The sequence below is a fragment of the Rhodococcus sp. FW305-130 genome, from assembly GCF_058788335.1.
Map to the genome: position 1 here is coordinate 22452 of NZ_JBYTAP010000005.1, position 14693 is coordinate 37144.

The following is a 14693-nucleotide window of genomic DNA, read 5'->3' on the forward strand; positions in this document are numbered from 1 at the left end:
CACCTCGCCGCAGAGGTGACCAGGAGAGGACGTACGCGTGACGATCGATGACACGACACCTACAGGAAACGGACGCGACTCGAAGGGTGGACGCCGTTTCGGCGTCGATGGGGGACAGTCCCGCACGACCAGCAAAGGTGCCCTCGTCGATTCGCTGAACAACGGCGTTTCCTACGCAATCGCTTTCGGTGGACAGGGCGCTCCCTGGCTCACCTCGCTCGAGGAGCTCAGCCGTGACAACGGCCTGGAGCCCGTTCTGACCGATCTGGTCAATGACGCAGCCGCACGCCTCGCGCCCGTCGCACAGGATCTCCTCGTGGTTCGCCCGGTCGGATTCGATCCGATCGCGTGGATGCTCGAAGCCGAGATCGTCGACGAAGAAGAAGGTGAGAAGTCGGCCGGGCCTTCCGCTGCCGCGCTCACCGCAGCTCCGGTGTCACTCCCCGGCGTCTTCCTCACGCAGCTTGCGGCGTTGCGTGCACTCTCCGCTCAGGGTCTGGATGTAGCCGGTAACCCGCCTGCTGCCGTCATCGGCCACTCGCAGGGCCTGCTGGCCACCGCTGCCGTAGCCGCGCAGGGCAACGACGACGGTGAACTCCTCGCCGTCGCACAGCTCGTCGGTGCTGCTGCCAGCCTGGTCGGCCGTCGCCGCGGCGTCATCGCCGGCGCCTCCGCGAAGCCGATGGTTGCGGTCTCGGGCGTCGATCCCGAGCGTCTCGCCGCCATCGTCGCCGAGCTTGCCGAGGGTGTTGCCCCCGAACGCGCGGCTGTCCTCGCCATTCGCAACGGCCGTCGCCGCGTCGTTCTCGCCGGACCGCCCGCTCAGCTGGCACGCGTGCAAGAGCGTTGCGAGCAGATCGAAGCCGAAGAAGCTCGCGAGCGAGAGGGCAAGAAGCGTGGCGGTTCCGTCTTCGCTCCGTCCTTCGATCCGCTCGACACCGAAATCGGCTTCCATCACCCAGCATTGGCCGAGGCCGTCGAACTTGTCGGCAGCTGGGCAACCCGTTGCGGTCTCGATGCCGACCGTGCGCGTGAACTTGCACAGGGTGTCCTCGTCGATCCGGTCGACTGGGTCGAGGCTGTCGACGGCGCAATCTCCGCCGGCGCCAAGTGGATTCTCGATCTCGGGCCCAGCGATCAGCTGACCCGTATGACGTCCTCTTCGCTGCGTGGGCAGGGCATCGGCATCATCGCCGCCGCCACCCGCGGCGGACACCGCAATCTGCTCACCCCCGGTGCTGCGCCTGAGGTCTCACGTTCGTGGAGCGAATTCGCGCCGAAGCCTGTTTCGCTTCCCGGTGGCCGCATCGGCGTCGAGACGGCGTTCACGAAGCTGACCGGTCGTTCACCCATCCTGCTCGCAGGCATGACGCCGACGACGGTCGACGCCAAGATCGTTGCCGCGGCAGCCAATGCCGGTCACTGGGCTGAGCTCGCCGGTGGCGGACAGGTCACCGAGGAAATCTTCGAAGACCGTGTCGCAGAGCTGAAGATGCTGCTCGAGCCGGGCCGCGCGGTCCAGTTCAACTCCCTGTTCCTCGACCCGTACCTGTGGAAGCTGCAGCTCGGTGGCAAGCGCCTGGTGCAGCGTGCCCGTACTGCCGGCGCTCCCATCGACGGCGTCATCGTCACCGCCGGTATCCCGGAACTCGAAGAGGCCGTTGCCCTCATCGACGAGCTGTCCGAGATCGGCATCACCAACATCGCGTTCAAGCCCGGCACCGTGGCGCAGATCCGCTCCGTGATCCGCATCGCCAACGAGGTTCCGAACTTCCCGGTCATCGTGCACATCGAAGGCGGCCGCGCCGGCGGACACCACTCGTGGGAAGACCTCGACGACCTGCTCCTCGACACGTACGCCGAGCTGCGTACACGTCCGAACCTGGTCATCTGCGTCGGCGGCGGCATCGGAACCCCCGAGCGAGCAGCCGATTACCTCACCGGTCGCTGGTCTGCCGCAGCCGGTTTCCCGGCCATGCCCGTCGACGGCATCCTCGTCGGCACTGCAGCCATGGCGACCCTCGAGGCCACCACCTCTCCTGAGGTCAAGCAGCTCCTCGTCGACACGCCCGGAACACCGGATTGGGTCGGTGCCGGTACCGCTGAAGGCGGAATGGCCTCTGGCCGTAGCCAGCTCGGTGCCGACATTCACGAGATCGACAACGCGGCTTCGCGCACCGGACGCCTCCTCGACGAGGTTGCCGGCGATTCCGAGGCAGTGGCCGAGCGCCGCGACGAGATCATCGCCGCCCTCGACGTCACCGCCAAGCCGTACTTCGGCGACGTCGAGACCATGACGTACGCACAGTGGCTGCGCCGCTACCTCGAGCTCACCGTCGGCATCGACGCGGCGAAGGAATTCGATTGCGGCGCAGATCTTCAGGACGCCATCGTCGAGGCGACCTCGAGCCCGTGGCTCGACATCACCTGGCGTGCTCGCTTCGGCGAGATGCTCCAGCGCACCGAGGCGCGTCTGCATCCGGTCGACCGTGGCCCGATCCCCACACTGTTCGGCGACGCCGAGACTCTCGAGCGCCCCGAGGCTGCGATCTGCGCACTGCAGGCGTCGTACCCGGACTACTCGACGACCGTTCTGCATCCCGCAGACGTCTCGTTCTTCACCTCGTTGTGCAAGACGCCGGGCAAGCCGGTCAACTTCGTTCCCGTCGTCGACGGTGACGTTCGCCGTTGGTGGCGCAGCGACTCCCTGTGGCAGGCACACGATCCCCGCTACACCGCCGATCAGGTTTGTGTCATCCCCGGCACCGTCGCCGTCGCGGGCATCACCCGTGTCGACGAGCCAGTCGGTGACCTGCTCGATCGCTTCGAGAAGGCGACCTACGACGAATTGGTTGCTGCCGGAGCCGCTCCGGTTGCACTCGCGAGCCGTCGCCACCAGGATTCCGCACCCGGACTTCTCGACGCCGTCCTCTCCGCTCCCGACCTCCAGTGGGCCGGCCGCCTGACCCAGAACCCTGTCCGTCGCCTCGGCGACCTCGACGAGTGGAACGCAGAGTCTGCCGACAAGGCAGTTCACGGCACCACGGGGTCCAGCTTGACCGTCGTCGATTCCTCGCACGTGCTGCTCTCGGTTCCGTTGGTGGCAGACAAGTCGGTCGACATCACGATCACCATCCCCGAGTCCGTCGTAGACGGCGGCGCTCCGGTTGTCACCGAGGCAGACGCCGAGGGTGCGATGTCCGCGCTGCTGGCAGTTGCTGCCGGACAGGAACTTCCGACAGTCAAGAACGGAAAGGCCCGCCTCAACGTCGCGTGGGTTCCCGATCGCATCGCCGATCACGCCGGTGTCACCGGTTCCGGCCTGCCCACCACGCTCAGTGTCAGCGGCAAGGCTGTTCCGGACGTCGTCGTCGGAGCATGCTGGCCTGCAGTGTTCGCAGTCCTCGGCGCAGCCAAGCTCGACAGTCTTTCCGTTATCGAAGGCATGCTCGACCTGGTCCACCTCGACCACACCGTCGACTTCGTCGGTGAACTTCCCTCCGAGACAAGCATTCTCGTGGTCAATGCCGAGGTCGCCTCGGTTCTCGACACCGACCTCGGTCGCGTCGTCGAGGTCAAGGTCGAGGTCGGTGCCATGCTCGGCGAGGGCCTCGACGCCCCCGCAGTCGTCACCATGACCGAGCGTTTCGCGATCCGCGGACGCACCGGCGCTGGCGAACTCGCCGACCCGGCTCGCGCCGGTGGATCGATCAGCGATGCGGCTGTCGACACCTCACGTCGTCGTCGCCGTGACGCGAAGATCCTCGCGCCGGTCAGCATGGGCGCGTTCGCTCAGGTTTCCGGTGACCACAACCCGATTCACACCTCCGACAACGCCGCTCTGCTGGCCGGCCTCGGAACCCCGATCGTGCACGGCATGTGGCTCTCCGCCGCAGCGCAGCAGGTAGTCACCGCAGTCGACCCGGCCGAGACCCGCGTCCCGCCGCGCCGCCTGACCGCCTGGACCGCCCGCTTCCTCGGGATGGTTCGCCCCGGCGCCGAGATCGACGTCCGCGTCGACCGTGTCGGCATCGACCAGGGCGCAGAAATCGTCGAGGTCGGCTGCCGCATCGACGGCGAACTGGTGATGGTCGCCACCGGCCGCACTGCCGCACCGAAGACCGTCTACGCCTTCCCCGGCCAGGGCATCCAGCGCCCGGGCATGGGCCTCGACGCTCGTGCACGCTCCAAGGCCGCCCGCGACGTCTGGGAGCGTGCGGACAAGCACACCCGCAAGGCGCTCGGATTCTCGATTCTCGCTGTCGTGCGCGACAACCCGGTGACCGTCAAGGCGCGCGGTGTCGAGCACAAGCATCCTGACGGTGTCCTGCACCTGACTCAGTTCACCCAGGTGGCCATGGCCGTTCTCGGTGTTGCCCAGGTTGCCGAGCTGCGCGAATCCGGAACCTTCATCGAGGATTCCCTTCTGGCCGGTCACTCGGTCGGTGAGTACAACGCACTCGCTGCTGTCGCCGAGGTTTTCCCGCTCGAAGCACTTCTCGAGGTCGTCTTCCAGCGTGGCTCCGCCATGCACCAGCTCGTTCCCCGTGACGAAGCCGGACGCTCCGACTACCGCATGGCTGCTATTCGCCCGTCGCAGATCGGTGTTTCCGACGACGACGTGCAGGGCTTCGTCGCCGGTGTCGCCGAGACCTCCGGTGAGTTCCTCGAAATCGTCAACCTGAACCTGCGCGGCAGCCAGTACGCCATCGCCGGTTCGGTAGCCGGTCTCGACGCACTCGAGGTCGAAATCGACCGTCGCCGAGCAGAATTCGGTGGCAAGCGGGCATACATCCAGGTTCCCGGCATCGACGTGCCGTTCCACTCCACCGTCCTTCGTGGCGGCGTGGCGGACTTCCGCGTGTGCCTGCAGGACTTGCTCCCGCACGACATCGATCCGGACATCCTGATCGGCCGCTACATCCCGAACCTGGTTCCGAAGCCGTTCTCGCTGCGTCGTGACTTCGTTCAGGAAATCGCGGACCTGGTGCCGTCCGAGCCGCTGCAGGAAGTCCTCGCAGACTTCGACAGCTACGCAACGCGCACTCACGAGTTGTCCCGCATCATCCTGATCGAGCTGCTGGCTTGGCAGTTCGCCAGCCCGGTCCGCTGGATCGAGACGCAGGACCTGCTCTTCGGCGACGAGTCCGAAGGTGGACTCGGGGTCGAACGCTTCGTCGAGATCGGTCTCGGCGCTGCCCCGACCGTTGCGAACCTCGCGTCGCAGACCCTCAAGCTGCCGGGCCGCTTCGGCTACCCGGTCGAGGTTCTCAACGTCGAGCGCGAAGCTGCGATCGTCTACGGCACCGACGTCGACCCCGCCGTCGATGACGACGACGAGATCGAAGCGCCTGCCGCGCAGGCTGCACCGGTTGCCGCGGCCGCTGCTCCGGTTGCAGCTGCTGCGCCGGCCGCACCTTCGGGTGGACCGCGTCCGGACGACCTCACCTTCAAGGCGCCCGACGCCACGAAGGTCCTGATCAGCCTGTGGACCAAGCTCCGTCCCGATCAGGTCGGCCCCGCCGACACGATCGAGGCACTGTGCGACGGCGTCTCCTCGCGTCGTAACCAGCTTCTGGTCGACCTCGGCTCCGAGCTGTCCCTCGGCGCCATCGACGGTGCCGCGGATGCCGACATGGGCTCCTTGGGAGCAACCGTCGACAAGCTCGCCCGTACGTACAAGCCGTTCGGACCGGTGCTCTCCGATTCGATCAACGATCACCTGCGCAAGGTCTTCGGCCCCTCGGGCAAGCGTCCCGGCTACATCGCCGACCGCGTCAAGAAGGTCTGGGAACTGGGCGACGGCTGGGCGCACCACGTCACCGCAGCAGTGGCTCTCGGCACCCGTGACGGCGCCAGCATCCGCGGCGGCGACCTCGGTGGCCTGAGCTCCGGCGCACTGGCCGACGCCGCAGCGGTCGACGCAGTCATCGACAGCGCAGTTGCCTCGGTCGGCTCTGCACGCGGAGTCAGCGTCTCGTTGCCGGCCACCGGCGGCGGAAGCGGCGGAACCGTCGACGCAGCCGCCCTGGGTGAGTTCACCGAGAACATCACCGGGCGCAACGGCGTTCTGGCCTCGGCTGCACGCCTGGTGCTCGAGCAGCTCGGACTGAACGAAGAAGCGGCAGTCGCGACGGTCGAGGACACCGAACTGGTCGACCTGGTCTCGGCTGAACTCGGCTCCGACTGGCCGCGTCTGGTTGCTCCGGCATTCGACGCACAGAAGGCCGTGCTGCTCGACGACCGTTGGGCAAGTGCGCGTGAGGATCTCGCTCGTATTTGGCTCGGTGACACCGCGTTGTCGGTCGAGAACTTCATCGGTGCCGGTTCCACCGTCGCCGCACAGGCCAAGTGGTGGGCCACCCGTGCAACCGACGAGGGCCGCACGGCGCTCGCCGAGGTCTACACCCGCATCGTTGATGCAGCCGTGACGACAGAATCCGACGCACCCGAGTGGGCAGGCGAGGTCGCAGTAGTGACCGGCGCCAGCAAGGGTTCCATCGCGGCAGCGGTCACGGGCAAGCTCCTTGCCGGTGGCGCAACGGTATTCGTGACCACCTCACGACTCGACGGTCAGCGTTTGGGCTTCTACCGCGACCTGTACCGCGAGAACGCTCGCGCCGGTGCCGCCCTCTGGGTGGTTCCCGCGAACATGGCGTCGTACACCGACGTCGACGCACTGATCGACTGGATCGGCAACGAGGCCACCGAGAACGCAGGCGGCGCAAAGAAGCTCATCAAGCCGGCCATGACGCCGACGATGCTCTTCCCGTTCGCAGCTCCGCGTGTCGGCGGCGAACTCTCCGACGCCGGCGCTCGCGCCGAAATGGAAATGCGCGTGCTGCTCTGGTCGGTGGAGCGCCTCATCGGCGGTCTGTCGAAGATCGGTTACGACAGCGATGTCGACACGCACCTGCACGTAGTGCTGCCCGGTTCGCCGAACCGCGGAACGTTCGGCGGCGACGGTGCTTACGGTGAGGCCAAGGCTTCGCTGATCGCCGTGGTCAACCGCTGGAAGGCCGAGCGGAACTGGGCCGAGCGGGTCACGTTGGCACACGCGGTCATCGGTTGGGTTCGCGGAACCGGACTCATGGGTCACAACGATCCGATCGTCGACGCGGTCGAAGCTGCGGGCGTCCGCACCTGGTCCACCCAGGAGATGGCGACCCAACTGCTGAAGACGGCAACCCGCGAGTCGCGGCGCGCTGCAGCAGAGGCTCCGCTCGAGGTCGACCTGACCGGCGGACTGTCCGAGGCCAACCTGGATCTGGGTGCTTTGGCCAAGGAAGCTGCCGAGGTTGCCGAGATCGCCGAGGCTGTCGACGAAGCAGTGGACGAGTCCAGCATCCTGGCGCTGCCCACGCCGGCTCGCATCGACGACTCGGTCAAGGCTCCGAGCTGGCCCGAACTGGACGTCACCCCCGCGGACCTCGTGGTCATCGTGGGTGCCGGAGAGCTCGGACCCTACGGTTCCTCGCGTACCCGCTTCGAGATGGAGGTCGACGAGCAGCTCTCTGCCGCAGGCGTTCTCGAATTGGCGTGGAACACCGGACTTATCGTCTGGGAGAACGACCCCAAGCCGGGCTGGTACGACGTCGAATCCGGTGACCTGGTACCCGAGGCGGAAATCGCCGACAAGTACCACGACGCAGTCGTCGAGCGTTGCGGCATCCGTCGCTACGTCGACGAGGGCGCGATGATCGACAACACCGCTCCGCTGCTCACCTCCGTGTTCCTGGACAAGGATCTGAGCTTCGTGGTCGGCAGTGAGGCAGAGGCTCAGGCCTTCGTCGAATCCGATCCGGAGAACACGACGGCGACGGTTTCCGCCGAGTCCGGAGACTGGACGGTCACCCGCCGGGCAGGCACCGAGATCCGCGTCCCGCGCAAGATGAAGCTGACTCGCAGTGTCGGCGGCCAGATCCCGACCAACTTCGACGTCACCAAGTGGGGCATCCCCGCCGACATGGCAGATTCGGTCGACCGCGTCGGACTCTGGAACATCGTCGCAACGGTGGACGCCTTCCTCACCGGCGGCTTCACTCCGAGCGAACTGCTCCGCTGGGTACACCCGAGCCTGGTCGCCAACACACAGGGCACCGGCATGGGCGGCATGACCTCCATGCGGAGCCTGTACATCGACACGCTGCTCGGCGAGAACCGTCCGAACGACATCCTGCAGGAAGCGCTGCCGAACGTCATTGCAGCGCACGTCGTTCAGTCGTACGTCGGCGGTTACGGCGCGATGGTTCACCCCGTCGCCGCCTGCGCCACGGCAGCGGTATCCGTCGAAGAAGGCGTCGACAAGATCCGACTCGGCAAGGCGCAGTTGGTTGTTGCCGGCGGGTTCGACGATCTGAGCACGGAAGGCATCATCGGCTTCGGTGACATGTCGGCAACTGCCAAGACCGAGGACATGCACGCCAAGGGCATCGAGGATCGCCGCTTCTCGCGGGCCAACGATCGTCGCCGCGGCGGATTCGTCGAGTCGGCCGGTGGCGGAACGATTCTCCTCGCTCGCGGAGACCTGGCACTCGAGATGGGCCTGCCCGTCCTCGGTGTGGTCGCCTGGGCCGGATCGTTCGCCGACGGTGTCCACACCTCGATCCCGGCACCGGGACTCGGAGCACTGGGCGCCGGACGTGGGGGAGCGGATTCGCAGCTCGCACTCTCGCTCAACGCTCTCGGCGTGAGCGCCGACGACATCGCCGTGATCTCCAAGCACGACACCTCCACTGCCGCCAACGATCCCAACGAGGCGGAGCTGCACGAGCGCCTCGCCGGGGCATTGGGACGCAGTGAAGGTGCGCCGATGTTCGTGGTCTCGCAGAAGAGCCTGACCGGTCACGCCAAGGGTGGTGCCGCAGCCTTCCAGCTGATCGGGCTCTGCCAGGTACTGAGCCAGGGCATCGTCCCGCCGAACCGCAGCCTCGACTGCGTCGACGACAAGATGGCCGAGTTCGAGCACCTCGTGTGGGCACGTCAGCCGCTCAAGTTCGGTGATCAGCTTCCGCTGCGTGCCGGCCTGCTGACCAGCCTCGGCTTCGGTCACGTCTCCGGCCTGATCGCAGTCGTGCACCCGCAGGCATTCGTCGAGTCGGTTCCGGCCGACAAGCGCGCCGACTATGTTGCTGCGGCGCAGCAGCGGGCGATCGACGGTCAGCGCCGCCTCGCCAAGGCGATGTGCGGTGGCGACAGCCTTTACGAGCGCCCGGCGGATCGTCGCCTCGGTGCCGACGGAACGCCGGCCAAGGCGTCGCGTCAGCTCGAAGCGGACATGCTGCTGAGCGAGGACGCACGACTCGGCGCAGATCTGGTGTACCGCTCGAATCTGCCCGGCTGCAAGTAATAATCACGGTATGGGAGTTCTGGGTATCGGCTTCGACCTCGTGACGGTGTCGGAGTTCGCCGAGCAATTGAACAGGCCGGGAACGGCAATGCTCGACAACTTCACACCGGGCGAGCGTCGAGACGCCGCTACCCGGAGCTCCGAACCGGCACGACATTTCGCCGCCCGGTGGGCAGCGAAGGAAGCAGTGATCAAGGCATGGTCAACTGCTCTCTTCGCCAGCCCACCGGTGCTGGGGGAGATGATCCACGATCAGATCGAAGTCGTCTCGGACGCCTGGGGTCGCCCGGGCATACGGCTTCGCGGTGACGTGGCCAAACACCTCACCGGAGTGAAGATTCATATCTCGCTCACCCACGACGGGGACATGGCGGGCGCTTTCGCGGTCATCGAATCCGACCCGGAGTAGCACTGCCGGACACGAAAGAGCCGGTCTCCCAAGGGGAGACCGGCTCTTTGTCGTTCGACTAGTCCTTCGTGCGGGATTCCTTCTCGGCGACGAGGAGATATGCGATCATCAATCTTTTCAGTTCGGCGACGGCGTCGGCATGCGACTGACCGTCCTGAACCGAGAAATTGAGCATCGAATACACCACGTGGACAAGAACTTCCGCCATCATCAGGCGACGATCTCGCCGCGTACGAGGCGTCAACGGACCGAGCATTTTCGCTACGGTCTCGGCGAATTGCTTTTCGTGAATGACTCCGGTGGCCCGCGTGGACGGCGTCGACTGCATCGCCAGCCAGACCTCGCGGCGCGACGGATCGGACGTCCACAGTCCGGCCATGTGATCGACGAAACTGTTCAGGAACCGCAACCAGTCGAGCGAGGGTACTTCGCCGCCGAACTGCGCAAGCTCGTGCTGGACCCCGACGAGGTCCTGGCGGTTCAATTCGCACACTATGACGTACTTGTTCGCGAAGAATTGGTAGAGCGTCCCGATCGGGACGTCGGCACGTGCCGCGACCTCTTCGCAGGTGAACGATTCGAAACCGACATCGGTGAGGAGTTCCCGTGACGCCGCCAGGAGTGCGTCGAATTTACGCTGGCTGCGCTCTTGCGTCGGACGCTTGCGCGGCAGCAGTTCCTGCGGTTCTTCGAGGCTCTGGGGATTCTCCAGTGCTGGGTCGACTCGTCGCCGCGCGCGGTTACGAGTCGTGGGCTGCACGTCTTCCAGGCTATCGGTGTTTTCTGTCGAATTTGGGACTTGTGCATTATCCGGTGTCATCGGCCACCTACTTCGGCGGTCGTGATCGGTCGAAACGCACCGCGCAGGTGCGCGCACACGAGTCCCGATGCTGTTGCCACACCTCGATACTAGGTGACCACCTGTCCAGTAGCTGAAGAGGTTGCTGCGCGGTGTGGCGCAACGGCGATCCTGCCGACTCCCTACGCCCGATTCGGGCACACTGAGATTCTTCGGGCACACCGAGGTTCGATGCCGAGGAGAGGGAGACGATGACGGAAGAACTGCGAACCGCGGTACGTGAACTCATGCCGCGTGCCCATGAGGATCTGAGTGCACTTGTGGCGATGAAGTCCGTCGCAGATGCACGGCAATACCCGCCGGAAGAATGCGCGGCCGCGGCACATTGGGTCCTGGAGGCATTCCGCGATCAGGGTTTCGCCGATATCGAGGCGATCGAGACCTCCGACGGCTCGGCCGCCGTCGTCGGTCGTCGACCAGGTCCAGACGGTGCTCCGACGGTTCTGCTGTACTGCCACTACGACGTTCAGCCGCCCGGAAACGAAGAGCTCTGGGGCTCGCCGCCTTTCACGCTCACCGAGCGGGGTGGACGGTGGTACGGACGCGGCGCTTCGGACTGCAAGGGCAACGTCGTCATGCATCTGACAGCTCTGCGAGCGCTCGCCGCAGCAGGTGTGGATCCGAGCGCACATCTGACGATCGTCGCCGAAGGATCAGAGGAGACGGGCACTGGCGGTCTCGAGGATCTGGTGCGAGAGCGGCCCGAACTTTTTGCGGCCGACATGATCCTGATCGCCGATACCGGCAACACCGAGGTCGGGGAGCCGACGATCACGACATCACTGCGCGGGATCGCCAACGTGGTGGTCCACGTGTCGACGCTCGAGGGTGAGATTCACTCCGGTGTCTTCGGTGGACCGGCACCCGATGCGATCACCGCGCTGGTGCACATTCTCTCGACGCTGCACGACGGCGCCGGAAACACCACTGTCGAAGGCTTGACCAACGACCAGGAGTGGGAGGGAGTCAGTTACGACGGCGATCAGTTCCGCTCCGACGCCGGGGTACTCGAAGGGGTACAGCTGACTGGTTCCGGTTCGGTCGCCGAGCAGGTGTGGGCTCGTCCGGCGCTGACCATCCTGGGTATCGACTGCCCGCCGGTCGTGGGTTCTGCGGCGGCAATCACGCCCCGTGCATCCGCACGCCTGAATCTTCGTGTCCCGCCTGGCACGGATCCGGCGCGGGCGCAGAAGTTGTTGACTGACCACCTCCGCGCAGCGGCGCCGTGGGGCGTCCACATCGAGGTCGTACCGGAATCGACGGGATCACCGTTCTCGTCCTCGACGGAAGGGACGGGGTTCGCGCAGCTGAAGTCTGCGCTGACCGATGCCTACGGCCGCGAAGTGGGGTTTGCCGGCCAAGGGGGATCGATTCCGCTGTGCAGTGCGTTGGCCGAGCAGTTCCCCGACGCGGAGATCGCGTTGATCGGAGTCGAGGAACCGCAGTGCCGCATTCATGCACCTGACGAAAGCGTCGACCCGTCGGAGATCGAGAATCTCGCTTTCGCGGAGGCGCTGTTCTTGAGCAGGTACGGGAGTTAGACGGATAGATCGCGTCGTAGCTTGGCGACGTGGCCGGTGGCCCGGACGTTGTACTGGGCCACCTCGATCTTGCCTTCCTCGTCAACGAGGAACGTCGAGCGGATGACGCCCTGGACCGTCTTGCCGTACATCTTCTTCTCTCCGAATGCGCCCCAGGCTTCGAGCGTCGCCTTCTCGGGGTCGGAGAGCAGCGGGAAGGTCAGCTCTTCGGTATCGCGGAACTTCGCGAGTTTTGCTGGCTTGTCCGGCGAGATTCCGACGACCTCGAGCCCGGCGCCGTTCAATTCGGCGAGGCTGTCGCGGAAGTCGCAGGCCTGCTTGGTGCACCCCGGGGTGCTGGCCGCGGGGTAGAAGTACACGATGACCTTGCGGCCGCGGTAATCGTGAAGCGAAACCTCGTTGCCGTCGGCGTCTGGGAGCGTGAAATCCGGCGCGACGTCGCCGGCGGACAATCTACTGTTCTCGGTCACGGGAATCGAGGTTAGTCGAGAAATTGCGCGGCAGGTGGGCGCGAGGGCATTCTGCTCCTCTACGGTAGAGCGAAGTGTCGGCGCGCTGCGTCCGCACAGCAGACCCGCACACAGAGCAGCAGAACACAGACAAGTTGGAGGACACGTGCCCAGGGACACCGAGAGCATCGAACGCGAGATCGAGAAGGCGCGTAACCAGCTCGCGAGCACACTCGACGAACTGACGGTCCGCACCAACCCGAAGCGGCTGGTCGAGAACACCAAGAAGACGGTGCTCGCCAAGCTCAACGAGCCGGCAGTGAAGTACGCGCTTATCGCAGTTGGTTCAGTGGTGGGACTACTCGTGGTCCGGAAGATCATTCGCTGACCCGAGTTTTCGAAGGCAGAACATGAAGAAGGCCCCCACCTGGTGAGGTGGGGGCCTTCTTGCAAGTGCGCCCACAGGGACTCGAACCCCGGACCCAGTGATTAAGAGTCACTTGCTCTACCAACTGAGCTATAGGCGCTCGCTCTTGCGAGACAGAACATTAGCCGACAGGCTCAGGAGTTTGCAAAACGCGTGTTCATCGTGGTGACGATGGTTACATCGCTTCCGGAATTCACGAGTGTGGCGGGCGTGAATCCGGCCAGCGGACGGTGCTTTCCAACTGCTGTGCGACGGCGAGAATCGCCGATTCGCCACCGCTGCGCGCAACCAGTTGGACGCTCAGGGGGAGTCCGTGTTCGGAGAAGCCGGCGGGTACCGCGGCCGCCGGGTTGCCGCAGACATTCCAGATAGAACAGTAGGCGGCGATCGGCAACGCCTTGCGGACTGCGGACAGAAGGCCGGTTCCTTCGAGTTGTCCGATCGGGCGTGGCAGCGCGGGCGTTGTCGGCATCAGGACCAGGTCGAAGGTGTCGAAGACCTGGTTGACCGTCGCTGCAATTCGCTCACCTTTGCGGTAGGCGAATTTACCGACGCGCGCGGGTGCAGCTATCCGGCCGATCGAGGCGAGCGCTCGCGTGCGCTTCTCGAGAAGCGCTGGATGATCGACACGAAGCGCTTCGTCGCGGACACCGCCGAGCACCTGCGGGAGAAAAGCGGCAGTGGCATCCGGGTACTCGGGATCGTGTTCTTCGACGTGATGTCCCAACGCGCTCAACATCTCTGCGATCGAGAGCACCGCGGCAACGATCTCCGCTGACGGACGGACGCCCCGGACCGGACTCCGGGTGGACACCGCGATGCGAAGCGGCCCGGGTGCCGACACGGCCGCGTCGGCAAAGCTGGTTCGGAGCGTTTCGGCTGTGTAGTCGTCGATCTCGGTGGTACCGGTGATTGCGTCGTATACGAGCGCGCTGTCCTCGACCGAACGAGTGAGAGGCCCGAGTGTGCCGAGTCCGCGCCAGAGGTTTCGGTTCGGCGCTGTGCTCACCCGACCGCGTTGCGGCTTGAGTCCGAACAACCCGCAGAACGCCGAAGGCAATCGTATGGAACCGCCGCCGTCGCCGCCTATTGCCGCCGCGACCATTCCCGACGCGACGGCCGACGCAGATCCTCCGCTCGATCCGCCGGTGGATATGCCGGTGTCCCAAGGGTTTCTCGTGTATCCGTTTGCGGCAGTCTCGGTGAAGGGCCAGATGCCGAACTCGGGCATCGTCGTCTTGCCGACGATCACCGCACCCGCTTCGCGCAACCGACGGACAACCTCTGAATCGGCCGATGCGATGCGCGTTGCTGCCGCACCGCCGTACGTCGTCGGCGTTCCGGCGACGTCGTTCTCGTCCTTGATTGCAATCGGGACTCCGTGCAGTGGGCCCAGGGTTTTGCCGTCGGCCTGACGTTGATCGAGCCGTGTCGCCTCGTCGAGTGCTTCGTCCGCGAGAACTCGTACAAATGCGTTGAGCGTCGAATCGAGGCGCTCGATACGGCGAAGTGTGGTCTCGGTGAGTTCGCGGGCGGACAAAGCTCCGGACCGGATCAGAGCTGCCTGACCTGCCACCCCGGCAAATGCCAGTTCGCCGCCGGGCGTGAATTCGCGCTCAGTCATCAGACCTCCAGGCCGTGGTTCCGGTAACTGTGAAG

At 65.5% G+C, this 14693-nt stretch carries 7 protein-coding genes and 1 tRNA gene; 4 read left to right on the plus strand and 4 right to left on the minus strand.

Going from position 1 to position 14693, the window contains the following annotated elements; translation table 11 throughout:
• The first annotated feature begins 37 nt into the window (after positions 1-37).
• Positions 38-9349, plus strand: coding sequence for a fatty acid synthase subunit beta domain-containing protein (locus AC3WQS_RS16330; RefSeq protein WP_477993361.1), 9312 nt, complete (start codon positions 38-40; stop codon positions 9347-9349).
• Positions 9350-9359: 10 nt separating this feature from the next.
• The gene (gene acpS / locus AC3WQS_RS16335) at positions 9360-9758 is read left to right on the plus strand and encodes a holo-ACP synthase AcpS (RefSeq protein ID WP_492713458.1); all 399 of its coding nucleotides are present in this window, start codon (positions 9360-9362) and stop codon (positions 9756-9758) included.
• Positions 9759-9816: 58 nt separating this feature from the next.
• On the opposite strand, the gene AC3WQS_RS16340 is transcribed toward acpS, so the two are convergent.
• Positions 9817-10518 carry a TetR family transcriptional regulator gene (locus tag AC3WQS_RS16340; RefSeq protein WP_019749142.1) on the minus strand — a complete coding sequence of 234 codons (702 nt, stop codon included), beginning with the start codon at positions 10516-10518 and terminating at the stop codon, positions 9817-9819.
• Positions 10519-10808: 290 nt separating this feature from the next.
• Between AC3WQS_RS16340 and AC3WQS_RS16345 the strand changes: the two genes are divergently transcribed.
• Positions 10809-12158: a dipeptidase gene (locus AC3WQS_RS16345; RefSeq protein ID WP_492713459.1), complete on the plus strand. Its 1350-nt coding sequence runs from the start codon at positions 10809-10811 to the stop codon at positions 12156-12158.
• Here AC3WQS_RS16345 and bcp read toward each other — a convergent pair.
• Positions 12155-12628 (minus strand): thioredoxin-dependent thiol peroxidase, encoded by a 474-nt coding sequence (bcp, locus tag AC3WQS_RS16350; RefSeq protein ID WP_019749140.1) that lies wholly within the window; start codon positions 12626-12628, stop codon positions 12155-12157. The genes AC3WQS_RS16345 and bcp overlap by 4 nt on opposite strands.
• 145 nt (positions 12629-12773) lie before the next feature.
• Between bcp and AC3WQS_RS16355 the strand changes: the two genes are divergently transcribed.
• Entirely contained in the window at positions 12774-12995 is a 222-nt protein-coding gene (locus tag AC3WQS_RS16355) for a DUF3618 domain-containing protein (protein WP_003945299.1), read from the plus strand.
• Between the two features lie 66 nt (positions 12996-13061).
• Here AC3WQS_RS16355 and AC3WQS_RS16360 read toward each other — a convergent pair.
• Together AC3WQS_RS16360 and AC3WQS_RS16365 are read right to left on the minus strand one after the other, a co-directional pair.
• Positions 13062-13134 (minus strand) — tRNA-Lys (locus tag AC3WQS_RS16360).
• 93 nt (positions 13135-13227) lie between these two features.
• Entirely contained in the window at positions 13228-14658 is a 1431-nt protein-coding gene (locus AC3WQS_RS16365; RefSeq protein WP_290287618.1) for an amidase, read from the minus strand.
• Positions 14659-14693: the final 35 nt, after the last annotated feature.